Source organism: Ochrobactrum soli (assembly GCF_003664555.1).
Classification (GTDB): domain Bacteria; phylum Pseudomonadota; class Alphaproteobacteria; order Rhizobiales; family Rhizobiaceae; genus Brucella; species Brucella teleogrylli.
Map to the genome: position 1 here is coordinate 1 of NZ_RCHH01000003.1, position 24,322 is coordinate 24,322.

Genomic DNA, 24,322 nt, shown 5'->3' on the forward strand with positions numbered 1-24,322 from the left:
ATTGGCTATTTTGGTCAAAACATCTTCCGTCTCCGAAAGATATTCAAAACCTTGGTCACGCTCAAATTTGACGAGAACATATTTTACACACCAACTTCGATCCCCAGGTCGAAACCTTAAGACCAAAGCCAGGTAACATAGTTCTATCAAGAAACGTGTCCGCCAAAGTTCCGTTGACAGTTCGATCTCTCGAACCATCCGCAGACAATGCCGCCCACGTTTCTCTTTCTTCTGTATAAAATTGTCAAAGAACAGACGGTCTCAAAACCGTCAAAAATCTCTCATCGCTTCATCAGTTCGCTTCCAAACCCGAAACCAAAGTTCCAAACTCTCTAGCGCCCCGCCTCAGCGGTGTCGGGCTTCTAGTCCAGACCGTTCAGCCTGTCAACCCGTTTTTTTCAAGAAAATCACAATCTTATCAACCGCAACTTCCTCAAATCCAAAACCAGATTTCCACCCAATCTTGGCCGCCCCACCTACTCGTCAGCCAACACAAAGTCAACCACTTTCACCAGAACTCAAGGACGAAGCAACCTGCCGCTAGCAGCGTCGCCGCCCTCGTTGTGGCGCTATATAGGCCCCGCACTCACAAACTGTCAACACGGGTTCTGAGGTTTTTTGATATTTTTTTGACAATCGTCCACAGGGCGGCAAATTCGGGATTTCACCACTCCATATATATATGGGGAGGCGAAAGTGCCGTTGCGGAAAGCCGGGCCACAAACCAGCCTCATTGGACGATTAGCGTCCGCTGAATTTAAAATTTCGCCGTATTGCACCGATAGCTGCCGAACCGATTGCATTGTGGATATCGGCGTTTGGCCGCCTCGTCATTGACTTACGCGTCAACGGCAGGCAAAACTCTGATGCCCGTTTGGGAGCCTTCCCTATACAAAGGAAGACACCTTAGCATCGGATCAGCGCATAAGTCGCTTTTCTGACAAGCGATGTTCAAGCACGTTTTCGTGCCATCAGGTTAAAAAGAAGGGCCGACTATAGCAGTATGAAGGATATGGGGCCGAATAATCTCGATCCGGGTGACGAGCCCCCGCTGAGCGTAGGCGGACGGCGGCGGCCTCCTGATCGGCGCGAAGTTTCGGCACGCTGGCTTGCCGGCACCTTCCTGACTGGCGTTACGTCCTGCATGCTGATTGGTGTTGCACTTTTTGCAGCTCTCGATGGGCGCGAGCAATTGGCGACCCCGCCCGAAATTCTTGCCCTCAATGATATGCCAGGCGCCGCTGAGGAAAGTGCTGTCACCAAAGGTGGCCGTCTCGTCAGCACGGTTTCGGCTCAGCAACCGCGCGACCGCCGCCGGTTCGACCTTTCTACCATGCAGAAAGTCGGCGAACGCGAAGTGATCCGCACCCGCCCGTTCGAACTAGTGAGCATGGCGCTTGCGGTTGATCATCCGACCAGCCGCAAATATCCGGCATTCGATGCGCTGACCGTGTTCTCCGAAGGTCCCGCCGCGCCGCAACCGGCGGACACCGGCCAGATTTACGGCGCAAAGGTTGAAAGCGAAGTCAGTCTCCATGTTGTCGATTTTCCGCTGAACAGCGCGACCTTCGACGCATCGAGCGATTTGTCGGTCGATGAAGTTGAAAAGGTCGTTCGCGACACCGGCGGTCTGCTGACCGATGGCGATGTTCAGGTCGCCTCGCTGCATTATGTTGATCCGGCCCGCTTTGGCGGCAATGATTCTCCTTATGCGCTCGGCCCCGCCCTCGGCGTGAAGATCACGCAGGAAAATGTCAGCGTTGCGCCGAAGGCGAATGACGAACAGACCGAAGACGGCTTTTCAGAAGAACTGATTCCCTTCCGGCAGACCGCCGATATTGCGCAGGCGCTGGAAGATGCGGGCTATAGCGGCGATGACACGTCGAACATGGTCGATGCGCTGAGCAAGATGATGAATTCGCCGCGCCTGAAGCAAGGCAGTGTCCTGCGCATCGGGACTGAAACCCGCGACGGCGTAGACCGCATCGTACGCGCGAGCATTTATAATCGCACCACGCACCTTGTTACCGTCACGTTGAACGACCGCCAGCAATATGTGCCGTCCGATGAACCCGAAGGAACGCCGCTTTTGCAGACGGCATTCGAGGGCAATGCTGTCCCCAGCGCCATCCGCGGCAACCTGCCCAATGTTTATGACGGTATCAGCCGCGCGGCCCTTGCCTATGGCATGACCGAAACAATGCGCGAACAGCTGGTCAAGATGTTGGCCACCGACGTAGACCTTCAGGCGCAGCTGACGCCGACCGACAATATCGACGCCTTCTTCTCGCTACCCGACGGGGCCGACGAACAGGACAAAGCAGACAGCGATTCGCAGCTGCTTTATGTGGCGGCCACTTTCAGCGGCACGACCCGTAAATTCTACCGCTATCAGGCGCCAGACGGCAGCGTCGATTACTTCGATGAGGGCGGAAAGAGCGCAAAGCAGTTTCTGCTGCGCAATCCAGTGCCCAATGGTGTGTTCCGCTCCCCGTTCGGCATGCGCCGCCATCCGATTCTCGGTTATAGCCGCATGCATACCGGCGTCGATTGGGCAGCACCGCGCGGCACGCCCATCATTGCGACGGGTAATGGCGTCGTCGAGAAGGCAGGCTGGTCCAATGGTTATGGCAATCAGACCCTGATTCGTCACGCCAATGGCTATGTCAGCAGCTACAATCACCAGAACGCGATTGCCCGTGGCGTGACCGCCGGCGCAAGAGTGCGTCAGGGCCAGGTGATCGGCTATGTCGGTTCCACCGGTCTCTCGACCGGGCCGCATCTGCATTATGAAATGATCGTCAACGGAACCAAGGTCGATCCGCTTCGCATCCGCCTGCCGGATAACAAGGCTTTGAAGGGCAAAGAACTTGAAGCCTTCAAGCAGGAGCGTGATCGCATCGACGCGCTTTTGAACAGCGACGATAACGGCACCAAGCTTGCTGCCAACGCATCGACCAAGGGATAACAGAAAGCCGGGAAAGCAATGCTTGTCCCGGCTTGTTTATATGACCCGTGCAGGTCGAACTATTCGGAAAACTCGACGGTGACGCCTGCCTTGACGAGCTTGGCCAGTTCTTCTGCGTCCCAATTCGTCAATCGCACGCAGCCATGGCTCGACGTCTTGCCGATCTTGGACGGCTCCGGCGTTCCATGGATACCGTAAGTTGGCTTTGACAGCGCAATCCAGACCGTGCCGACCGGTCCGTTCGGTCCCGGCGGAATAGTCAGAACCTTATCGTTATTGCCCTGCTTGAAATTGATCTTGGGATTATAGGTGTAATTCGGGTTGATCGCGATACGCTCCACCTGCACGATGCCGGACGGCGACGGGTTATCCGATGAGCCGATGGTCGATGGATAGGCCACGACGAGCTTGCCGCTTTCATCATAGCCACGAACCTGCTTGCGTCCCTTGTCGGCGATGATTCTCGCCACCTTGGCGCGCACCGGCTTGCCGAGATTCGGTACTTTGACGATGGAGCCCGGCTGATTAAAATTCACGCCCGGATTGATTTCCTTCAGGTAGTTTTCGTCGATGTGGAATTTCTCGCCCAGCATTTCCGTCACCGACGTATAGGCCATCGACGGGAGTTGCGCCTTATGGGCGTAATCTTCCGGGATCGACGCCACATATTGGCGACCGACATCCTCGTTGGTGATCGTATATTCGAAGAAGGCCGCACCACCGGTTGCTTCCAACTCGGCATTCACTGCCGCCTCGTCCGTCGGGTTGATGGATTTTCCAGTCAATTCGCCATAAGCGGCAGCAGCCTTGTCGACATTGCTGCCGGAGCGGCCGTCAATAACGCCGGGCGATGCGCCAGCGCGATCAAGCAGCACCTGAAAGGCTGCGATCTTGGCCTTGGCGCCCTCGCCCTTCGGCATTTCGATGGCCGGGGCCATATCGCTCGATTGCGGCACGTTGCGGGGCTGCTCGTAGCCGGGCTGACCGTAATTGTCCTGACCGCCATAATTCTGGTCGATGCTTGCGGAATTGGTGCCCGTATTATCGGGATAGTTTTCGCCGGACGGCGGCAATTCCGAACGCTGCACCTGACCATCCTGATTGCCGCGATAACTCGGATCAGACGGGGCGGCGGGATAATAATTCGGGTCTTCCGGCACATTGCTGAAGCCGTCATAGGGCGAACCGCCATCAACCGGGCCGTTCAGTGTCCAGTTGTCGTCTTCCTGCGGATCACGACGGCTGTTGTGACCGCCATAGCTGTTGCGATCATAGCTATTGGCATCCTCAACGCTGATGATGCGCCCACGACGATCCATCGTCACGCGCCGACCATACTGGTCGATGTAAACGCGCACGCGCCGGTCGTGATAGACCTCTTCGCCGGGATCATAGAGCTGCGCCAGTTGCACCGGGGCTTCCGTGATCGTGGCATCACGGGTTTCTTCTGCGAAAGCGCCCGCACCGGTAGCGGGAAGCGCCGCAGAAGCGAACAATGCGAAACGAAGCATGCGTATGGAATGCGTCATGAAGGAAGTCCCAGGTGCCCGTAATATCAGACCGTTCAATCGGATCGTCAGATCATGGATGCCGCGAATATGGTTAATAACTGATTATCCGAGTATCAGCAGATGCCAGATGAACTGGACATGAAAATGGCCAAGTGACGACAAGTTTTATGAAATTTGTATCTGTAAAATTTCTTCACGCTTGCGGCACATCCGAAGCCGGATGCGGTAGAGCCCATGAAAAAGCGCCGCAATCTTGCGACTGCGGCGCTTTGTTGGGGCAAGCGGGAGGTCAGGCTTCCACGCTTTCGTTCTTCGGATCGGGTTCCAGAGCACCACGAACCGGGCGGAAGTTGAGCCTGTCCGAACCGGCGGTGATCTTGACGAGCGAACCATCCAGAATGTCGCCCAGCAAAATGCGCTCGGCGAGCGGATCCTGGACTTCCTTCTGAATCACCCGCTTCAAAGGACGTGCGCCGTAGGCCGGATCATATCCTTTGTTGGCGAGCCATTCGCGCGCATCCTCTCCCAGCTCCAATGCGATCTTGCGATCGGTAAGCAAGGTCTGAAGACGCTGCAACTGGATATCGACAATCGCACCCATATCCTCGCGGCGCAGCCGGTGGAACAGGATGATTTCATCGACACGGTTCAGGAATTCCGGCCGGAATGCCGCCCGGACCACACCCATCACCTCATCACGAACACTTTCGACATCATCCTTCTCGCCCAGATTGACGAGATATTCGGCGCCAAGATTGGACGTCATGATGATGACGGTGTTGCGGAAATCGACCGTGCGGCCCTGACCGTCGGTCAGACGCCCATCATCCAGAACCTGCAACAGCACGTTGAACACATCGGGATGCGCCTTTTCGATCTCATCGAACAGGATCACCTGATATGGCCTCCGGCGAACAGCTTCCGTCAGCGCACCGCCTTCTTCATAACCGACATAGCCGGGAGGTGCACCGATCAGACGGCTCACGGAGTGCTTCTCCATGAATTCCGACATATCGATACGCACCATCGCGGTGTCGTCCTGAAACAGAAACGATGCCAGTGCCTTGGTCAGTTCGGTCTTGCCGACGCCCGTCGGCCCAAGGAAGATGAACGAACCGATAGGCCGGTTCGGGTCCTGAAGACCCGCACGCGCACGGCGCACCGCCTTGGAAACCGCCTGAACGGCTTCGCCCTGACCGATGACGCGCTTTGCAAGCTCATCTTCCATCCGCAGCAGCTTTTCGCGCTCGCCTTCGAGCATCCGGTCAACCGGAATGCCTGTCCAGCGGGAAACGACCTGCCCGACATGTTCCGGCGTCACGGTCTCTTCCAGCAGGGAACCCTTGTTCTCCTGGCTTTCAGACTGGGCAAGTTCCTTCTCAAGCTGCGGGATCTTGCCATAAGCAAGCTCACCAGCCTTCTGGAATTCACCGTTGCGCTGTGCGGTCGCCAGTGCATTGCGCGCTTCCTCAAGCTGGCGCTTGAGATCGGCGGCAAGGCCGAGCTTCTGCTTTTCCGACTGCCACTTGGCGGTCAGTTCAGCTGATTCTTCTTCCAGATCGGTCAGCTCTTTTTCAAGACGCTGCAAACGATCCTTGGAAGCGGCATCGGTTTCCACCTTCAGGGCTTCGCGCTCGATCTTCAGCTGCATGACGCGGCGGTCGATCTCGTCGAGTTCTTCCGGCTTCGAATCGACCTGCATGCGCAGACGTGACGCGGCCTCGTCCACAAGGTCGATAGCCTTGTCGGGCAGGAAGCGGTCGGTGATGTAGCGGTTCGACAGCGTTGCGGCTGCGACCAGTGCGGAGTCCGATACGCGCACCTTGTGATGCTGCTCGTATTTTTCCTTCAGGCCGCGCAGGATCGAGATCGTATCCTCGACTGTCGGCTCATCCACGAACACCGGCTGGAAACGACGCGCAAGTGCGGCATCCTTCTCGACATATTTGCGATATTCTTCCAGCGTGGTCGCGCCGACGCAGTGCAACTCACCACGCGCCAGGGCAGGCTTGAGCAAGTTGGACGCATCCATCGCACCATCAGTCTTGCCTGCACCGACAAGCGTATGCATCTCATCGATGAAGAGAATGACCTGACCGGCAGCCGTCTGCACTTCTGACAGGATCGCTTTCAGCCGTTCCTCGAACTCGCCGCGATATTTCGCACCGGCAATCAGCGCGCCCATGTCGAGCGCCATCAACTGCTTGTCCTTCAGCGATTCGGGCACGTCGCCATTAACGATACGCAGCGCCAGACCTTCAGCAATAGCTGTCTTGCCGACGCCCGGCTCGCCGATTAGCACCGGATTGTTCTTGGTGCGGCGCGACAGAACCTGAATAGTGCGACGGATTTCCTCGTCACGACCGATCACCGGATCGAGCTTGCCGTTGCGGGCATCCTCGGTCAGATCACGCGCATATTTCTTCAGCGCGTCGTAATTGCTTTCGGCAGAAGCGGAATCGGCAGTGCGGCCCTTACGCATATCGTTGATGACCTTGTTCAACGCCGTCGGTGTGACACCGGCTGCGGCAAGAATTTCAGATGTCTTTGCGGATTTCTCGATGGCCAGCGCCGTCAGTAGCCGTTCGACCGTGACAAAGCTGTCGCCCGCCTTGCTGGCAAGCTCTTCGGCAAGCGTGAAAACCTTGGCCAGCGGCTGCGAGAGATAAAGCTGGTCGTTGCCGCCCGATACTTTCGGCAGCTTTTCCAATGCGCTCTGCAAACCGAGGCGCACATCGGCAATGCGTCCACCAGCCCGCTCGATCAACGATGCGGCAAGCCCCTCATCGTCATCGACAAGGATTTTCAGGATGTGCTCAGGGGTGAACTGCTGGTTGCCGGACGAAAGCGCGAAGGTCTGTGCCGACTGAATGAAACCGCGAACGCGTTCCGTGTATTTTTCAATATTCATAATGTCTCCTTTGCCCTCCAGCCCTCTAGAGGCACCGGAAGATGTTGGGTGACGAAGCCCCCGCAAGGGCGGGCTTCATGTCTTTCCAAGACAGGATATGGGACTATGACCGGCTTTCGGCAAGGGTGGGCAATGCAAGCGCGATCAAATAAAAATGGCGCGGAAAACCGCGCCATTTTCAAATTGCATATCGAAACGCTTAAGCGTCGGAATCAACCGGTTCCGTTGCTGGCGTATCGCTGCCGGCATCTTTGGCAACACGGCGCGGACGACCCGGACGACGGGTGGCGCGACGCGGCGCAGCTTCATCATCAGCCTTTGCTTCGACAGGTGCTTCTGCCGGAGCATCAACCGGTGCAGCTGCGGCAACCACCGGAGCAACCTTTGCAGCCCGGGCGACCGGAGCTGGTTCCTGTGTTTCCACAGGAGCTTCTACGACCGGCTGTTCGCCTGCTTCACCGGCCTGCGCTTCCGGGCGCTCTTCGGCATTGAAGCGTTCGCGTTGCGGGCGGCGTCCACGTCCAAGGCGGCGATCACGATTGTCACGTTCGCGCGGCTGGCGGCTTTCGCCGCTTTCCTCGCCATAGATTACTTCGGCAGGGGTGCCTTCGATGACCGGCTGCGGGCCCGAACCATTGACCGGACGCGGCTCTGCGGCCACGGCTGGCGTGAAGCCGGTATCGTCGTCATCGGCGCCGTCATCGTCGAAGGTTTCTTCGCGCTGGAACGGCACCGGATTCTGCGCCATGGCAGCCATGATGATGCGGTTGTAATGTTCAGCGTGCTGAAGATAGTTTTCAGCCATCACCCGGTCGCCAGAAGCCTGAGCGTCACGCGCGAGGGTCGAATATTTTTCTGCAATATGTTGCGCATTGCCACGGATCTTTACGTCAGGTCCGTTGCTTTCGTAATTACGCGACAGAGGATTGGGGCCCTTGCGGTTATTGTTATTATTATTGTTGTTATTCCCCCGTCCGCGCATACGCCTATTCTGCTGTGCTGGCCTCATATTCATCTCTTTTCAGATTAAAGGGCGCAGAAACGTTGCGACGAAAAAAGCCGCCTGTTTCTTGCTATTGAGCCATGGAGGAAGCACGCCCTAAAACTTCCTACACATCGACTATTCTTAAAGCGCGCCGCATTTCATATTGTTCGCGTGACGCACATTAAGGGTTGCTTTTTATGCATGCCGTTCCCGGAAAACCGGTCCCCACTTTTCCGCGACATGCCTCTCAGCTCCGCATATCCAGATGGATGGCCGGAACCTGACGGTTGCATTGTGCAAGGCCCATTCCGAAAAGCATCGCTTTTCGGGACCATGCCTGAAAGTCGTGTACTTCCGTACGAGCCATCTCCAAAGGCTTAGACCCCGGGAGAGCATGACCTCAAATCGTCATGGAGCATTTCCGCCACGGCCCTCAAAAAGCGGGCAAAACCATTCTGGCTGTATACGGTGGCCGGAAACTAAACGGCTTCGCGGCAAATTCCAAGTGTTTTTTCGCGCCGTTGGGTATCAAAATTTCGTTTATGATTTTTGCGCAAAAAGCATGGCCCTTCTATGGCCGCCCAGATCACGCGCATCACCTGCGAGTTCAAAACCCGCTTGCTCAAACAGCGCTTTTACATCCTGGAATTGTCCGGCGCCGATTTCTACGGCAACCATACCATCGTCATATAGGTACTCAACTGCCCGTTCTGCAAGGGCCCGGTAAAAATTCAGCCCATCCTGACCGCCATCCAGCGCCGCAAGCGGATCATGCTCGCGCACTTCCCGCGACAAACCGGCAATGTCTTCATGCGGAATATAGGGCGGGTTTGAGACGATCATATGAAACCGTCCGCTGATATTGGCGAACCAGTCGCTTCTCAGCGCCGCGAAACGTTCGCTTACGCCATTGTTCGCAGCGTTGATTCGCGCCGTCGCCAGCGCGCCTTCCGACACATCGAGACCGATGCCATGCAATGTCTCGAAGCGATGCAGGAGCGAGATCACAATCGCCCCGGTTCCGGTGCCCATATCAAGCAGTTCGGCGACGCCATGTTTTTCGATCAGCGCTTCTAGCCGCGGAATAACCAGTTCCACCAGCGCTTCCGTATCCGGGCGCGGTTCAAGCGTCTCGGCGGAAAGCCGGAATGACAGGCCGTAAAACTCGCGAACACCGATGATGCGATGCACGGGTTCGCCTTTTGCACGACGCTCCAGCGCCGCACGCAATGTCTCGACACGCTCCGCATCGATCTGCCGGTCCGGCGCGGAAATCAGATCGAGCCGTGTTGCGCCCGTTGCCCATTCGATGAGCAGCCGCGCATCAAGATCGGGCGTTTCGAGCGCGGCATCGCGCAACTGCCGTCGCGCCTGCGCTGCCAGAACGTCAAGACGCTCGCTACTCACGCTCAGGCGCCCAGTTCGGTCAGAAGTGCTGTCTGGTGATCGGAAATCAGCGCATCGACCAATTCGTCGAGATCGCCTTCCATCACACGGTCGAGCTTGTAGAGCGTCAGGTTGATGCGGTGATCGGTAACGCGGCCCTGCGGGAAATTGTATGTACGGATACGTTCCGAACGGTCACCGGAACCGACCTGGCTGCGGCGCGCTTCCGAGCGTTCACTTTCCGCCTTCTGCCGTTCCATATCGTACAAGCGGGCGCGCAGGATCTGCATGGCGCGGGCGCGGTTCTGGTGCTGGGATTTTTCCGCCTGAACCACCATGATGCCGGTCGGAATATGGGTGATGCGCACGGCCGAGTCAGTCGTGTTGACATGCTGTCCGCCAGCGCCCGATGCGCGCATCGTATCGATGCGGATATCCTCGTTGCGGACCTCGATATCAATGTCTTCAGCTTCCGGCAGCACGGCAACCGTCGCAGCCGATGTATGAATACGCCCCCCAGCTTCGGTTTCCGGCACACGCTGCACGCGATGCACGCCCGATTCGAACTTCATCTTCGAGAAGACGCCCTTGCCGGAAACCGTCGCGATGATTTCCTTATAGCCGCCCGCATCGCCTTCGCTGGCAGAGACCAGCTCGACGCGCCAGCCCTTTTCGCTGGCGTAGCGCTCATACATGCGGAAGAGATCGCCCGCGAAAAGCGCTGCTTCCAGTCCACCCGTACCGGCGCGAATTTCCAGAATGGCGTTCTTTTCGTCAGCCGCATCCTTGGGCAAAAGCAGAATCTGCACTTCCTGCTCCAGCGTCTCGATGCGCTTTTCGACGTCCGGCAATTCCTCAATCGCCAGCGCGCGCATCTCTGCATCCGTTGATGCATCGTCGCGCATGGCAGCCAGGTCCTTCGCTTCCGCACGCGCGCTGCTGAGATCCCTGATCTTGCCCACGACTTCCTGGAGCTCGGAATATTCGGAAGCAAGCTTCACATAGGTTTCCGAATCCGGATTGTCGGCCATCTGGCTTTCGATCATCGAGAACCGCTTCAAAAGCTGGTCCATCCGGTCCTGCGGCAATGCGATCATGTCATGTCCTAAAACTGTCGTCCGTGTGCAAATGTGCGAAACCGGGCCTGCCGCATTCCGCGCCACACCCGGTCATTCTCTGCAATTTGCCTTGCTATAACGGAATATCGTTGTCTTCTGCAAATCGAAGCATCAATTCGCGCAGCGAATGCGCGACGTTCGGCTTGTCCAGCTCTTCATTGAGAAGCGCGTTCAGCTTCGTGGTATCGAGCGCGCCGAGCATCGCCTTGACCGGGCCGATGGCAGCAGCCGACATCGATATGGAGCGGAAGCCGAGGCCGATCAGCGTCATCGCCGTCAGCGGACGTCCTGCCATTTCACCGCAGAGCGTGACCGGCTTGTTGTGCCGCTTGCCGGTATCGACAATATGGCGCAGCGTCCGCAGGAAAGCCGGAGAAAGCTGGTCGAAACGACCGGAAATCAGCGAATTGCCGCGATCCACCGCCATCAGGAACTGGAACAGATCGTTGGAGCCGACGGACACGAAATCAACCGCCGTCATCAGCTCGTCCAGCTGCCACAACAGGGCTGGAACTTCGACCATCGCGCCAAGCTTCATCCGCGTCGGCAGCGCATGCGCAAACCGCGACAGATGGCGCACCTCGCGCTCGATGATCTCACGCGCCGCCTTCACCTCGGCAACTTCCGTCACCATCGGCAGCATGAGCTTAAGTTCACGTCCGCCCGCTGCCTTCAAAAGCGCGCGCAGCTGGGTGCGCAGCAGACCCGGACGGTCGAGCGTGAGACGGATGGCGCGCCAGCCAAGCGCCGGGTTTTCTTCCTGCGCCGATGCGCTGAAGTAAGGCAGCACCTTGTCGCCGCCAATATCGAGCGTGCGGAAAGTGACCGGCTTGTCGCCCGACGCTTCCATGACCGAGCGATAGAGCCGCTCCTGCTGCTCCGCCCGCGGGAAAGTCGAGGCGACCATGAACTGCAGCTCGGTGCGGAACAGGCCGATGCCCGATGCGCCCGATGCCGCAAGCTGCGGCAGGTCGACCAGAAGGCCCGCATTCATCAAAAGCGAAATATCGACGCCATCCTTGGTCAAGGCGGGCTTGTCGCGCAATTCGCGATAATGCGCCTGACGCCGCGCCCGGAAGCGAACCTTTTCCGCATAGGCCGATTCGAGATCGGACTGCGGACGCAGATGCACCACGCCCTCGTCGCCATCGACGATGGCGGCATCGTTGTTTTCCGCCATGGAAACGGCGCCCTTGGCCTGTCCCACCACGGGAATCCCCATAGCGCGCGCCACAATCACCACATGGCTCGTCGCTGCACCGTCTTCCAGCACCACGCCGCGCAAACGCTCACGCGGATAGTCCAGCAATTCGGCAGCGCCCATGGAGCGCGCCACGATGATCGCATCCTTGACCAGCGATTCGGCCATCGTCTTGATGTCGCGGCCCATCAGCTGGCGCAGCAGACGATTGGCAAGATCATCAAAATCCGACAGGCGCTCGCGCATATAGGGATCGGTCAGATGCATCATCCGCGCGCGCGTGTCGCTCTGCACCTTTTCGACTGCGGCTTCTGCGGTCAGACCGTTATGGATCGCCTCTTCCAGACGCCGCACCCAGCCACGATCATGCGCGAACATGCGATAGGCTTCCAGCACTTCGCGATGCTCGCCCTCAATGGCCACATCGCGGCGCGACAGCATGTCATCGATGGAAATGCGCAGGGAACCGAGCGCCTGATCGAGACGGGCAAGTTCCGCCTGACTATCCTCATTGAAGAGATTGGTGACGACAATGCGCGGCTCATGCAGCACGACGTGACCAAGACCGATGCCGTCATTGAAGGCAGCCCCGGTTACGCTCATCGGGCGGCCCATATCAAGGTCGATGCCGGGGCGCACGAGCTTCAGCCCATCGCCGGATGCGATGATTTCGGCAAGCACCATGGCTGTCGTTTCAAGCGCTTCGACTTCATCTTCACGATAGGCGCGCTTGGTGCGGTTCTGCACGACGAGAACGCCCATCGTGCGGCCTGCGCGCAGCACGGGAACACCGAGGAAGGAATTATACACTTCTTCGCCCGTTTCCGGCAGATAGGCGAAGGCCGGATGGCTTTGCGCATCGGTGAGGTTCAACGGGCGCGCGCTTGCAGCAATCGTGCCGACAAGACCCTGACCGAGACGCAATTGCGCCAGATGGACCGACTGCGGGTTCAAACCTTCGGTGGCATAGAGTTCAAGTACGCCGTCAGCGCGAAGCACATAGAAGGAGCAGACTTCCGCGACCATATTCTGCGCGATTTCACGGACGATCCGGTCAAGGCGCGGCTGCGGCTCAAGCGGCTCAGCCATCAATTCGCGCAGCCGCTTCAGCAGCACGCGGGGACCGGTTGTCTGATCGCGCATGATCGTCGGACACTCCTCTTGTGCAGTTTCGGCACCGAGGTGAAGCGGCTTTCCGTGCGAACTGCGGCGAATAAAGAGAAAACGGCTTTGCTTGCTCCGTACTACCGAAAGCCGTTCGGACTGGTGGCCCGCTTTCGCCGACCGATTCCCATTACCCGCCCGCGACGCGTTACGCCAACCCCTTTGTGAGCATTTTTGACACTGCCGTCTAGTGCTTTAAGCAGAAATTCTGCCAGGTTCCGGAACGAAAAAATGCCGCGAACCATTTACGGACGCGGCATTGTTTCAAAACGGTTTAGTAAAAGCCGGGTTTTATGCCGGCTTAATATCAGCGTTCAGCCGATTACGATTTGTCGAGACCGTAGACGGCGTGCAGCGTGCGCACCGCGAGTTCCGCATAAGGGCCGTCGATCAGGATCGAGATCTTGATTTCCGACGTCGTGATGGCGCGAATGTTGATGCCCTTTTCGGCCAGCGCCTTGAAGGCGGTGGCGGCAACGCCCGCATGGCTGCGCATACCGATGCCGATCACGGAAATCTTGGCCAGACCCGTTTCCGACTGGATGTTGTCGAAGCCGATTTCACCCTTGACCGTGTCGAGAACGCGCAGCGCCTTGTCGATGTCGCCGGTCGGGATCGTGAAGGTCATATCGGTCTTGGAACCGTCTTCCGACACGTTCTGGACGATCATATCGACATTGATGTGTTCTTCGGCGAGCGGGCCGAAAATGGCTGCCGACACGCCCGGTCGGTCGGCCACACGCCGCAGCGAAATCTGAGCCTCATCTTTCGCAAAGGCGATACCTGTGACGGTCTGCTGTTCCACGATTTCATCCTCGTCGCAAATAAGCGTTCCGGGCGGGTTGATCGGATCACCCATGCCCGGCGCATCGGGGTCCGTAAAGCTCGAGCGCACGAAAGTGCGTACCTTGTGCACCATGGCGAGTTCGACCGAGCGCACCTGCAAAACCTTGGCGCCAAGCGAAGCCATTTCCAGCATTTCCTCGAAGGAAATTTTCGGCAGGCGGCGCGCCTTCGGCTCGATGCGCGGATCGGTCGTGTAGACGCCGTCTACATCGGTATAGATATCGCAGCGATCAGCCTTCACCGCAGCGGCAACAGCCACAGCCGAGGTGTCCGAACCACCGCGTCCGAGCGTCGCGATGCGGTTATCCGGGCCCAAGCCCTGGAAACCGGCCACAACAGCAACCTGTCCCATTTCCATGCGACGGATGATTTCCGAACCGTCGATGTCCTGAATACGGGCCGCGCCATGCGCATTGTCGGTCTTGATTTGAATCTGCCAGCCCTGCCACGAACGCGCATCGACACCAATCGACTGAAGCGCAATGGCCAGAAGGCCGCTCGTCACCTGTTCGCCGGAAGCGACGATGGTGTCATATTCGCGCGCATCATAGAAAGGCGAACTGGCGCCACATACCTTCGGCATGTTCTGAACCCAGTTGACCAGTTCATTGGTCTTGCCGGACATGGCCGAGACGACAACAGCAACCTGATTGCCCGCCTCGACCTCGCGTTTGACGTGGCGCGCCACATTATAGATGCGTTCCAGATCGGCCACCGAAGTGCCGCCGAATTTCATCACGATGCGCGCCATTTCAGGATACGTCCCGCTATTTTGAAAATTACACTCTCACCTGTCCAAACCTTATAATCTTGCGACAGGCAAACCCGGGGTCACATAGCTAATATGTCGCGGTTCCGCAAGGCCGCGATTCGCAAGAACGTTCCGATAGGGCCACGAATGCCGGAATTTGATTTGCAGCTTGACTTTGAAGCGCTACCTTGAGAGCAGAACTGCACGCTTCCGCAGCTGGAGAATGAAATGACCGAGACTGCCCGCACCACCATCGACGCTTCCGAGATCGAGCATTTCTCGCGCATTGCCGCAGAATGGTGGAACCCGCAGGGCAAGTTCCGCCCGCTGCACAAATTCAATCCGACGCGCCTTGCCTATATCAAGGAAAAAATCTGCGTCAGGTTCAATCGCGATCCGAATTCGCCGCGCCCCTTTGAGGGATTGCGCCTGCTCGACATCGGTTGCGGCGGCGGCCTTCTTTGCGAACCGATGGCGCGCCTCGGTGCAACCGTGATCGGCGCGGACGCCTCCACCACCAATATCGAGGTTGCGAAAATCCACGCCGCGCAAAGCGGCGTCGAGATCGATTACCGCGCCACGACGGCGGAAGCTCTGGCGGAGGCTGGGGAGAAATTCGACGTGGTTTTGAACATGGAAGTGGTCGAGCATGTTTCGGACGTCGATCTGTTCATGTCCGCGACCAGCGAAATGGTGAAGCCCGGCGGGCTGATGTTCGTCGCCACCATCAATCGCACGCTGAAAGCCTATGGTCTGGCGATTATCGGCGCGGAATATGTGCTGCGCTGGCTGCCGCGCGGCACGCATCAATATGAAAAACTGGTGCGCCCGGAAGAGCTGGAATCCGCACTTGCGAAAGGCGGCCTGCGCCTCATCGACAAGCTGGGCGTCACCTATAATCCGCTTGCCGACAGCTGGAGCCGCTCCCGCGATACGGATGTGAATTATATGGTTCTGGCCGAGCGGCCCGAATAATCATCCAATAATCAGCTTTAATAATTATCCCCTCTGGGCTCTGGTTGTCATCGCCACACCAATCGCGATGACGACAGCACCGATCCATGTGAGCGGCGGATAATGCTCGCCCAGAAACAGCGTGCCGGAAATGAGTCCGAGCGCTGCGGCCACATAGCCGATCTGGCTGAGATAGACCGGTCCGCCCACCGCTTGTAGCCGGAAGAACAGCGCGAACATTCCAGCCGACGCAATCGCCTGTGCTGTGGCAGCCCATGGTGCAAGCGCAAATGTCTCAACCGGAAAACCGCCGGTGAACAGCAAAATTCCTGCAAAAAGCATGATGGCGGAAGCCAGATGACTGCCTGCCGCGAGCTCTGTCGGATCGGAGTTTTTTGGCCAGTCCAGTGTGCGATAGACATTGCCGCAGGCGAGAAACACCGGAATAAGCAAGGCGGCCGCAACCCAGAGCGGATCGGCGGGTTTGCCGACCTCGCCGCGTGTCAGCGCCACGAGGATTGCACCGATGAAGCCGACGGCAATGCCGCCAATGCCCAGCGCATTGGGACGGCGCAAGCCGAAACCCATCGAAATCACCAGCGTGATAACCGGCGACAGCGTGTACATGATTCCCGTGAAACCAGCGCCGAGACGCGGAATTGCCGACAGGATCAGAAGATTGGGCAAGGCATAGGAAATGATTGCCGTGCAGACGTAATAGCGTGCGCGCCCGCCGGAAAAGCCGAGGCTTTTTCCCCGCAAAAGCAGAAGGGCAAGCAAGATCACGCCAGCACTGGCGGAAAACAGAAAGGTCCACATGGCAGGCGGGACGCCCGCCTGGGCGGCGATTTTTCCCAGAGGCAGGATAAGCCCCAGCAAGGTGCCGGTGGCCAGAAGCAGAAAGGAGGCGGACTCCATCAATTTCATGCGTTCGGCCTCCCCTGCCGTGCTGTCATGCCGAACAGGTGTCGGGCAGAAACCTAATTCTGATCTTCCGGGAAAAACGGCAATGGCATCACGTCAACGCCGTCTTCAAGCAGCGAATGCACGTCCTCACGCGAGGCTTCGCCATAGATGCCACGCTGTTCCGTTTCCCCGAAATGGATCTTGCGCGCTTCCTCGGCAAATTTGTCACCGACGTAATCCGCATTCTCGCGGACCTTGCGGCTCAAATCGCGCATTTCTTCAAGAACCTTCTTCTGGGCTTCACCCAGCGCCATTGCGATCTTTTCCTTCGCCCGCGCCGTCGAAACGGCAGGAGCCATCAGAGCCTTCTGCACCTTATGCGAATTGCAGACCGGACAGGAGACGAACTTCATCTCCGACTGCCGATCGAAATCGGCATTGTCGCGGAACCAGCCCTCGAATTCATGGCCGTGATCGCAATGAAGCGAAAAGCGGATCATGGAATTATGCATCCTCTTTCTGTTTTGCGGTTACCGTCTTCACGGTAAACTCGCGCGCATTCTTCAAATTCGGCACCTTGCCGCGCGCCGCAGCACTTTCGGCAACATCGATATCGGCAACGATCACAGCCGGTTCATCATGGTTGGCTTCAGCCAGCACCTTGCCCCAGGGCGACACGATGATCGAATGCCCATAGGTTTCGCGCCCGTCCTCGTGCAATCCGCCCTGCGCCGCCGAGATCAGGAATGCGCCATTTTCGATGGCTCGCGCACGCTGCAAGATGTGCCAGTGCGCCTCGCCGGTCTGTTTGGTGAAGGCAGCGGGACCGGTAATCACATTGGCGCCAGCAAGCGCCTGTGCGCGGAAAAGCTGCGGGAAGCGAATGTCATAGCAGATCGCCATACCGATATTGGCGAAAGGCAGTTCGGCAATGACGGTTTCCTTGCCCGGTTCATAGGTTGCCGATTCGCGCCAGCTTTCGCCATTGTCGAGATCGACATCGAACATATGGATCTTGTCATAGGTGACGAGCTTTTCGCCGGAGGGCGTAAACAATCCGGCGCGATTGGCAATCCTGCCGTCGCCCGCATCAATCGCCGTCGAGCCGATATGCAGGAAGATGCCATGCTTTGCCGCCAGCGCCGACGCTGCCTTGAAAACAAGGTCATTGGCTTCGTCGCGCAGGCTTGCCTTGAACGCCACGCGATCACGCATCATCGCGCCAGTCATTTCGGGCGATTGCACGTAAGTCGCGCCCTGCGCCGCCGCTTCAGCGACAAGTTTCTCCAGATCCTCGATATTGCGGACAACATCAGTGCCGGAACGCATCTGTAGTGCGGCAGCGCGAAACGTGCTCATCGGTTTCTCCCCCGTTATAAAAATTAATTCAGTTCACCGGTCTTGAGCAGACCGTCGAGCTTGCCCTGACTGTCCAGCGCGAAGAGATCGTCGCAGCCGCCGACATGCACGGCGCCGACGAAAATCTGCGGGAAGGTGTTGCGGCCCGAACGCTCCTGCATTTCGGCGCGCAGGTCCGGCGTAGCGCCCGCATTGATCTCGTTGAACTCCACGCCCTTGCGGGTCAGAAGATCGACTGCACGCGAGCAATAAGGGCAGCCGGGACGCGTATAGATGGTGACATCAACCATGAAAAACTCCATTCGTTGCCCCACTATATAGTCGGCAACGCTCCGCTCTGGAAGACCCTGCGGTTTTCACGACGGTGTGTGCGGGCTTGTTATTGCCCGCAAATTTCAATCAGGCAGAACACGGCTGAATGTCAGAACATCGACGCTTTTTGCCCCACCGCGCAGCAAGGCGCGTGTTGCCGCCTTCACCGTCGCGCCCGTCGTGTAAACATCGTCGATCAGCAGGACGCGGCGTCCGCGCACGTGAATTTCCTGCTCCTTCGGCACACGGAAGGCACCATCCACATTGCGTTTGCGCTCCTTGGAACCAAGCCCGATCTGCTGCTCGGTGCGCCGGATGCGGTTCAGGGCTTGCGGCGCAAAAGGCAGTGCACTCTGCTTTGCCAGCGCCCGCGCAAGCTCGGCAGACTGGTTGAAACGGCGGCTCCAGAAGCGCCAGCGATGCAGCGGCACCGGCGGGATCACCTCGCACTCCTCCAGCAATTCACGGCCTGCGCGCTGCATCCAGCGCGCCATCCATGGCGCGAGATCGGTGCGGTCATGGAATTTCAGCGCCACGGCCATGCGCTGCGCTGCCCCGCGATGCACCACCGCCGACCGCACGCGACGAAACGGCGGCGGATCGGCAATCGCCTCCGCACTCAAGAAGCCGTCGCCGAAGTCGTGACCAAACGGCACACCCAGCACCGGGCAATAAGGCCGCTCGATAAAGCGCAGTTGCGACCAACAGGCCGGGCACAATGTCCCCGGTTGCGAGACATGCGCCTGACAGCCGACACAGTTTGCTGGAAACAACAGATTGGTAGTCGTGCGCAACAGATGCCGCGCAGCGAACCGCACGCCAGCGTAAAGCCTGCGCAAAAAGGTTTGATGCGGTGTATCATTATCCGCCATTGCATTCGCCCCCGTTCGAATGCATCTATGCCCGCAATTACACTATACGCCGCGTAGCAAAAGAAAAGACGGATTCCATGCCTGCCCCCGAAAGCGCGATTTTCGACCGCGATCTACAGCTTGCCTTTCGCCGCCGTGCTTTTCGGCGTGCCGAACCGGGTGCCGATTTTCTATTGCGGCGCGTGGCCGAAGACCTTGCCGATCGTCTGGATACTGTCGAGCGTCGCTTTCCTCTTGCCATCGATCTGGCAGGCCATAGCGGGCTGGCGGCGGAGGCCATTGCGCGCTCCGGCAAGGCCGACACGATTTTGCGCGTGGAACGCGATGCGGATTTCCTGAAAGGTCCGTTTCCGGCCATCGTCGGTGACGAGGAGATGCTGCCGATCAAACCCGGCAGTGCCGATCTCATCGTCTCGCTGATGGCGCTGCACGCCACCAATGACACGCCCGGCGCTATGGTGCAGATCGCCCGCGCATTGAAGCCTGATGGGCTTTTTCTCGCAGCGCTCAGCGGCAGCGGCACGCTCGGCGAATTGCGTGAAAGTCTGCTACAGGCGGAAATCGAATTGACCGGCGGTGCATCGCCGCGCGTTTTTCCATTTGCGGATGTGCGTGATGTCGGCGGTCTTTTGCAGCGCGCCGGCTTTGCACTGCCGGTAACAGACGTGGAAAACGTGACGGTACGCTATGATTCGCTGTTCAACCTGATGGCCGATCTGCGCGCCATGGGCATGCAGAATATCGTGCGCGATCGGTCGCGCCGTCCGGTATCGAAGCGGCTGTTCCTGCGCGCAGCGGAAATCTATGCCGAACGCTTCAGCGACCCGGATGGGCGCATCCGCGCCACATTCTCGATTATCTGGCTGTCCGGTTGGGCTCCGCATGAATCACAGCAAAAGCCGCTGAAACCCGGCTCCGCCAAGGCATCGCTGGCCGATGCGCTGAAGAAAGCCGAAGAAGAGTAATTAGCAGTCGCCGCGATGGCTGCCATCCACATCGATGACGCAGACGGAATTCGGGCTCGGCTGGAGCACGCTCTTGCGCACCGTATAGGTCTGCCCGGCTGCTTGTGGCTGAATGGCAGGATCGCGCTTGATGGAGCCGGTCATGGTCCGATCAATACCCGCTGGCAGAACCGACTGGGCCGCAACCTTCGCCGCCTGATCGTTGAGGATCGGGACAATAATCAGCGCCATCGCCACAGCGGCAGAACCAAACAACAGCACCAGACGCAGAAAACCGCGCCCCGCTTTTGTCAAAGTGGTGGGTGCATATTCGTTGTGATCGGCACTGAAATAATTGTTGTCGAAACTCATGATAACCCAACTCCGGAGCGGCTCCCATTCGAGAATGCCGCAACGGAGTGAATCAGAGATTAACTGACAGCCTTAATCGTAATAAATTGTCAGCTTTTTCACAGCTGTTGATAAGCGCTACCGATTTTCGAAAAGCTACAGAAGATCAATGAGGAACGGGATCAGCGGTTCATCCGCCGGAGGCATCGGATAATCGCGCATATCCTTCGGGCGCACCCATTTCAGCGCCTGCCCTTCCAATCCGCGCGCAATGCCTTCGAAACGGCGGCAGACATAGAGCGGCATCAGCAGGTGAAAATCATCATAGGTATGGCTGGCAAAGGTCAACGGCGCGAGACAGGCCACCTTCGTGGTGATACCGATTTCTTCCTGCAATTCGCGGATGAGCGTCTCTTCAGGTGTTTCGCCCGGCTCGACCTTGCCGCCGGGAAATTCCCACAGGCCCGCGAGTTGCTTGCCTTCCGGACGCTGTGCCAGCAGCACCCGCCCATCGGAATCCACCAGCGCACAGGCCGCAACGAGAAGAATGCGACGGTTCTTCACTTCGCTCATTTCTCGTTGCTCTCCCGATAGGCGTAACGATAGGCTTCCTGAAAGCCGAAGCGTTCATAGAGCGCGAGACCGGCGACATTTTCCGCTTCGATCTGCAGCCATGCCGTCTTGGCGCCAAGCTTTGCCGCCCATTTGAGCGCCGAGCCGACGACACTGTGGCCGTAGCCCTTGCGGCGCGCCTCGGGCAAGGTACCGACATCGAACAAACCGGCCATGACGCCATCTTGCACGCACAGCACATCGGACACTGCACGGCCTTCTGCCTCCAGCACGAACATGCCCTTGTTGGGGCGAATGCCGTCCAGAATTTCGGACATGCCGGGGCGCATCTCTTCCGGGCGCTCGTGAATGGAGAGCGACGCATCGACGAAACGACCGATATCTTTCAGCGGAATCTGGTCGATCTCGCCCGACAGATCGATCTCCGTCAGATTGCAGGTCATGACGATGGTTTCGTCCTGACGCTTCCAGCCGAGGCCTTCGAGATAATCTTCAAGCTCGACAGGTGCCAGCGGCGAAAGCCGGAAACAAGGCACGCGGCCATAAGCGCGGAAGCGCTGCGCCGCCAGCTCCACGCGGGTTGGAATATCCCGCGTGTCGCCCGGATCAAGCGGATTGATCGAGTTCAAACGCTTGGAGGAATGCGCTGCCGTCATGCGGATCGCCCATGTTCCGTCGTAATGAACCGACGTGGCAGGCCAGGCGCGGAAGCCTACGGCTTCAAGCTGGCGGACAATGGCAAGACTTGGTTTGGTCATTGGAATTCCTGCAAGCATTTCAACATCTGACGGCGCGAAGCCGTTTAACTTCTGTAATCGCCGTTAATGGCCACATATTCCTTGGTGAGATCGCAGGTCCAGACGGTGGCTTCGCCGCGACCGATGCCAAGATCGACATGGATGTGGATATCCTCGCCCTTCATATAGGCGGAGGTTGCCTGTTCGGAATAAGCCGGATCGCGCTCGCCCTGATAGGCAACGCGAATATCACCGAACGAAATGGCGAGCTTGTCGCGATCCGCCGGTTCGCCTGCCTTGCCGACAGCCATGACGACACGGCCCCAATTGGCGTCTTCGCCCGCCACAGCCGTCTTGACCAGCGGCGAATTGGCGATGGAAAGCGCGATCTTCTTCGCCGAAACGGACGACTTGGCGCCAGTTACTTCGATTTCGATCATCTTGCGCGCACCTTCGCCGTCACGCACGACCTGCAAGGCCAGCGACTTCAAAACGCGCTTCAGCGCCTTCTTGAATTCCTTCAAACGTTTGTCGGATACATCCGTGATCTTCGGCGCGCCGCGACCTGCCGCAGCGCCGGTTGCAAACAGCATCAGCGTGTCGGAGGTGGAGGTATCGCTATCGACGGTGACAGCGTTGAAGCTCTTGTTCGCGCCTTTCGACAACAGACTTTGCAACACATCGGCCTTGATCGGCGCATCGGTGACGATGAAGGACAGCATCGTCGCCATATCCGGCGCGATCATGCCAGCGCCCTTGGCGATACCGTTGATCGTGACGGGAACCTTGCCCAGCAGCACGGTTTCGGTGGCGACCTTCGGATAGGTGTCCGTGGTCATGATGGCCTTGGCGGCCTCGGTCCAGAAATCCGCGACCGCATCCTTGTTCATGTCGCCGAGCAGATGGGAGAATTTGCTCGCATCGAGCGGCTCGCCGATGACACCAGTAGAGGCCAGAAACACATCGGTCGTGGCACAGCCCACGGCCTTCGCCGTGGCTTCCGCCGTCGCTTCGGTCGCGGCCTTGCCCTTGACGCCAGTGAAGGCATTGGCATTGCCAGAATTGACCACCACGGCGCGCGCCTTGCCGTGAACGAGGTTCTTGCGGCAGAAATCGACCGGAGCCGACGGGCAAAGCGAACGGGTGAACACGCCTGCGGCTTCCGCCGGGCGGTCGAACACCATCAGCATCACATCGGTTCGGCCCTTATATTTGATTCCGGCAGCGGCAGTAGCGATGCGCACACCGTCGATGGCAGGCATGGACGGATAATGTTTTGGAGCGAGCGGAGAAACGGACGCAGACATGAGTGCCTCAAAAGGGGTCGGTTCAGGAGGTTCGGTTCGATGGATCATCGAAATTCTTGATTCTGGCGCATTGGAAATGTTTGCGGGACAAAATCAAGCAGAAACAGCTGATACAACGAAAAACGCCCCGGAAGACCGGGGCGTTTTACATTGATCGAAACTTACTGCTGCGGCTGTTCGCCTTCAGGCGCGTCGCCCGCATCACCGGCGTCCTGCGCGGCGGCTGCGTCCTTCATCGCCTTTTCGACGGCCGGATCCTTGTAGTCGATCTTCATGGCATCGCGGAGCTTCTTGACCGTTTCGACATAACGCTCACGCAGAATGATCGAACGGATCTGTTCCTTGACCTGATCGAATGCAGGCGGCTGCTTGGTGCGGCGGTCTTCGAGCTGAATGACGTGGAAGCCGAACTGGGTCTGCACCGGCTCCTTGGTGTATTCGCCGGGCTTCAGCGCGAAGGCTGCCTTTTCGAATTCTGGAACCATCTGACCTTCGGTGAAGTAGCCAAGATCGCCGCCATTGGCAGCGGAACCGTCAGTGGAGCTTTCCTTGGCCAGATCTTCGAACTTCGCTCCACCGGCGAGCTTCTTGATGATGGCTTCGGCTTCTTCCTTCGTCTTCACGAGAATGTGACGCGCACGCACTTCGACCTGAGGCGGCATGGCGGCAATTTCCTTGTCGTAGCGAGCGCGAATATCGGCATCGCTGATCTTGTCGACGATGGAATCCTTGAAATATTCGTTGTGCAGCGCGCGCTCACGCAGGAAAGCCAGACGGGCTTTGAACTCGTCGGTCTGGTCCAGCTTTTGCTTTTCCGCTTCCGCCGACATCGCCTTGATGTCGATCAGCGCGGCCAGGGCTGCCAGACGGCGCTGTTCAGCCGGAAGACGGGCAAACTGCGGATCGAGATCGCCCGCGGCCTGATCGACGTCGCCGACAGTGATGTCCTTGCCGTTGACGGTTGCCAGAACCTTTGCCGGATCTTCCTTTTCAGCAGGAGCGGCTGCGGTCTGTGCTGCGTCGGCAGGCTTGGGAGCGTCCTGCGCGAATGAAACAGCGCCAGAGAGGCTTGCGAGGGCAACGGATGCCGCAAGAACAGCGAGAGCCTTGCGATAAGGGGCTTTGAGAATGGCTTTCATATGAGATTCTCTCCTTCGAGACCGCTT

21 protein-coding genes are annotated in these 24,322 nt (G+C 58.2%); 4 read left to right on the plus strand and 17 right to left on the minus strand.

The features are described from left to right. Nucleotides 1–1,003 precede the first annotated feature (1,003 nt). Nucleotides 1,004–2,968, plus strand: a complete 1,965-nt coding sequence (locus D8666_RS05425) for a M23 family metallopeptidase (protein ID WP_121536660.1) — start codon at nucleotides 1,004–1,006, stop codon at nucleotides 2,966–2,968. A gap of 59 nt (nucleotides 2,969–3,027) precedes the next feature. On the opposite strand, the gene D8666_RS05430 is transcribed toward D8666_RS05425, so the two are convergent. The 7 genes from D8666_RS05430 to D8666_RS05460 form a co-directional block, all read right to left on the minus strand. Beyond that, nucleotides 3,028–4,497 carry a L,D-transpeptidase gene (locus D8666_RS05430; RefSeq protein WP_121536662.1) on the minus strand — a complete coding sequence of 490 codons (1,470 nt, stop codon included), beginning with the start codon at nucleotides 4,495–4,497 and terminating at the stop codon, nucleotides 3,028–3,030. 271 nt (nucleotides 4,498–4,768) lie between these two features. Next, nucleotides 4,769–7,390, minus strand: coding sequence for an ATP-dependent chaperone ClpB (clpB, locus tag D8666_RS05435; RefSeq protein WP_109369867.1), 2,622 nt, complete (start codon nucleotides 7,388–7,390; stop codon nucleotides 4,769–4,771). Between the two features lie 199 nt (nucleotides 7,391–7,589). Next, entirely contained in the window at nucleotides 7,590–8,399 is an 810-nt protein-coding gene (locus D8666_RS05440) for a DUF4167 domain-containing protein (RefSeq protein ID WP_121537405.1), read from the minus strand. Between the two features lie 516 nt (nucleotides 8,400–8,915). After that, nucleotides 8,916–9,782 carry a peptide chain release factor N(5)-glutamine methyltransferase gene (gene prmC, locus D8666_RS05445; RefSeq protein ID WP_121536664.1) on the minus strand — a complete coding sequence of 289 codons (867 nt, stop codon included), beginning with the start codon at nucleotides 9,780–9,782 and terminating at the stop codon, nucleotides 8,916–8,918. Nucleotides 9,783–9,784: 2 nt separating this feature from the next. Further along, a complete protein-coding gene (gene prfA, locus D8666_RS05450; protein WP_121536666.1) occupies nucleotides 9,785–10,858 on the minus strand; it encodes a peptide chain release factor 1 in 1,074 nt (357 codons plus the stop codon). 94 nt (nucleotides 10,859–10,952) lie between these two features. Continuing rightward, nucleotides 10,953–13,223: a phosphoenolpyruvate--protein phosphotransferase gene (gene ptsP, locus D8666_RS05455; protein ID WP_121536668.1), complete on the minus strand. Its 2,271-nt coding sequence runs from the start codon at nucleotides 13,221–13,223 to the stop codon at nucleotides 10,953–10,955. Nucleotides 13,224–13,566: 343 nt separating this feature from the next. After that, nucleotides 13,567–14,841, minus strand: a complete 1,275-nt coding sequence (locus D8666_RS05460; protein WP_109369871.1) for an aspartate kinase — start codon at nucleotides 14,839–14,841, stop codon at nucleotides 13,567–13,569. A gap of 228 nt (nucleotides 14,842–15,069) precedes the next feature. On the opposite strand from D8666_RS05460, the gene ubiG reads away from it, so the two are divergent. Then, on the plus strand, nucleotides 15,070–15,816 hold the full coding sequence (gene ubiG, locus D8666_RS05465; RefSeq protein ID WP_121536670.1) for a bifunctional 2-polyprenyl-6-hydroxyphenol methylase/3-demethylubiquinol 3-O-methyltransferase UbiG: 747 nt from the start codon (nucleotides 15,070–15,072) through the stop codon (nucleotides 15,814–15,816). Nucleotides 15,817–15,840: 24 nt separating this feature from the next. On the opposite strand, the gene D8666_RS05470 is transcribed toward ubiG, so the two are convergent. The 5 genes from D8666_RS05470 to D8666_RS05490 all read right to left on the minus strand — a co-directional run bounded on the left by D8666_RS05470 (nucleotide 15,841) and on the right by D8666_RS05490 (nucleotide 19,244). Continuing rightward, entirely contained in the window at nucleotides 15,841–16,722 is an 882-nt protein-coding gene (locus tag D8666_RS05470) for a DMT family transporter (RefSeq protein ID WP_121536672.1), read from the minus strand. Between the two features lie 53 nt (nucleotides 16,723–16,775). Continuing rightward, on the minus strand, nucleotides 16,776–17,201 hold the full coding sequence (locus tag D8666_RS05475) for a DUF1178 family protein (protein WP_121537407.1): 426 nt from the start codon (nucleotides 17,199–17,201) through the stop codon (nucleotides 16,776–16,778). 4 nt (nucleotides 17,202–17,205) lie between these two features. After that, nucleotides 17,206–18,060 carry a carbon-nitrogen hydrolase family protein gene (locus tag D8666_RS05480; RefSeq protein ID WP_121536674.1) on the minus strand — a complete coding sequence of 285 codons (855 nt, stop codon included), beginning with the start codon at nucleotides 18,058–18,060 and terminating at the stop codon, nucleotides 17,206–17,208. A 23-nt stretch (nucleotides 18,061–18,083) separates the two neighbouring features. After that, nucleotides 18,084–18,350, minus strand: a complete 267-nt coding sequence (gene grxC, locus D8666_RS05485; protein ID WP_121537409.1) for a glutaredoxin 3 — start codon at nucleotides 18,348–18,350, stop codon at nucleotides 18,084–18,086. A gap of 105 nt (nucleotides 18,351–18,455) precedes the next feature. After that, nucleotides 18,456–19,244: a ComF family protein gene (locus D8666_RS05490; protein ID WP_121536676.1), complete on the minus strand. Its 789-nt coding sequence runs from the start codon at nucleotides 19,242–19,244 to the stop codon at nucleotides 18,456–18,458. Between the two features lie 77 nt (nucleotides 19,245–19,321). On the opposite strand from D8666_RS05490, the gene D8666_RS05495 reads away from it, so the two are divergent. After that, nucleotides 19,322–20,209 (plus strand): methyltransferase domain-containing protein, encoded by an 888-nt coding sequence (locus D8666_RS05495; RefSeq protein WP_121537411.1) that lies wholly within the window; start codon nucleotides 19,322–19,324, stop codon nucleotides 20,207–20,209. Here the strand turns inward: D8666_RS05495 and D8666_RS05500 are convergent, their stop codons facing one another. The 4 genes from D8666_RS05500 to argJ all read right to left on the minus strand — a co-directional run bounded on the left by D8666_RS05500 (nucleotide 20,210) and on the right by argJ (nucleotide 23,156). Then, nucleotides 20,210–20,560, minus strand: coding sequence for a hypothetical protein (locus tag D8666_RS05500; protein WP_121536678.1), 351 nt, complete (start codon nucleotides 20,558–20,560; stop codon nucleotides 20,210–20,212). It lies immediately after the preceding gene. Nucleotides 20,561–20,695: 135 nt separating this feature from the next. Next, entirely contained in the window at nucleotides 20,696–21,112 is a 417-nt protein-coding gene (mutT, locus tag D8666_RS05505) for an 8-oxo-dGTP diphosphatase MutT (RefSeq protein WP_109369877.1), read from the minus strand. Beyond that, nucleotides 21,109–21,870: a GNAT family N-acetyltransferase gene (locus tag D8666_RS05510; protein WP_121536680.1), complete on the minus strand. Its 762-nt coding sequence runs from the start codon at nucleotides 21,868–21,870 to the stop codon at nucleotides 21,109–21,111. The genes mutT and D8666_RS05510 overlap by 4 nt, the downstream gene beginning before the upstream one ends. A gap of 44 nt (nucleotides 21,871–21,914) precedes the next feature. Beyond that, nucleotides 21,915–23,156: a bifunctional glutamate N-acetyltransferase/amino-acid acetyltransferase ArgJ gene (gene argJ, locus D8666_RS05515; protein ID WP_109369879.1), complete on the minus strand. Its 1,242-nt coding sequence runs from the start codon at nucleotides 23,154–23,156 to the stop codon at nucleotides 21,915–21,917. Between argJ and D8666_RS24150 the strand changes: the two genes are divergently transcribed. Beyond that, entirely contained in the window at nucleotides 23,155–23,310 is a 156-nt protein-coding gene (locus D8666_RS24150) for a hypothetical protein (RefSeq protein ID WP_167836045.1), read from the plus strand. The genes argJ and D8666_RS24150 overlap by 2 nt on opposite strands. Before the next feature lie 7 nt (nucleotides 23,311–23,317). Here D8666_RS24150 and D8666_RS05520 read toward each other — a convergent pair whose 3' ends face one another. After that, on the minus strand, nucleotides 23,318–24,295 hold the full coding sequence (locus D8666_RS05520; RefSeq protein ID WP_109369880.1) for a peptidylprolyl isomerase: 978 nt from the start codon (nucleotides 24,293–24,295) through the stop codon (nucleotides 23,318–23,320). Nucleotides 24,296–24,322 lie beyond the last annotated feature (27 nt).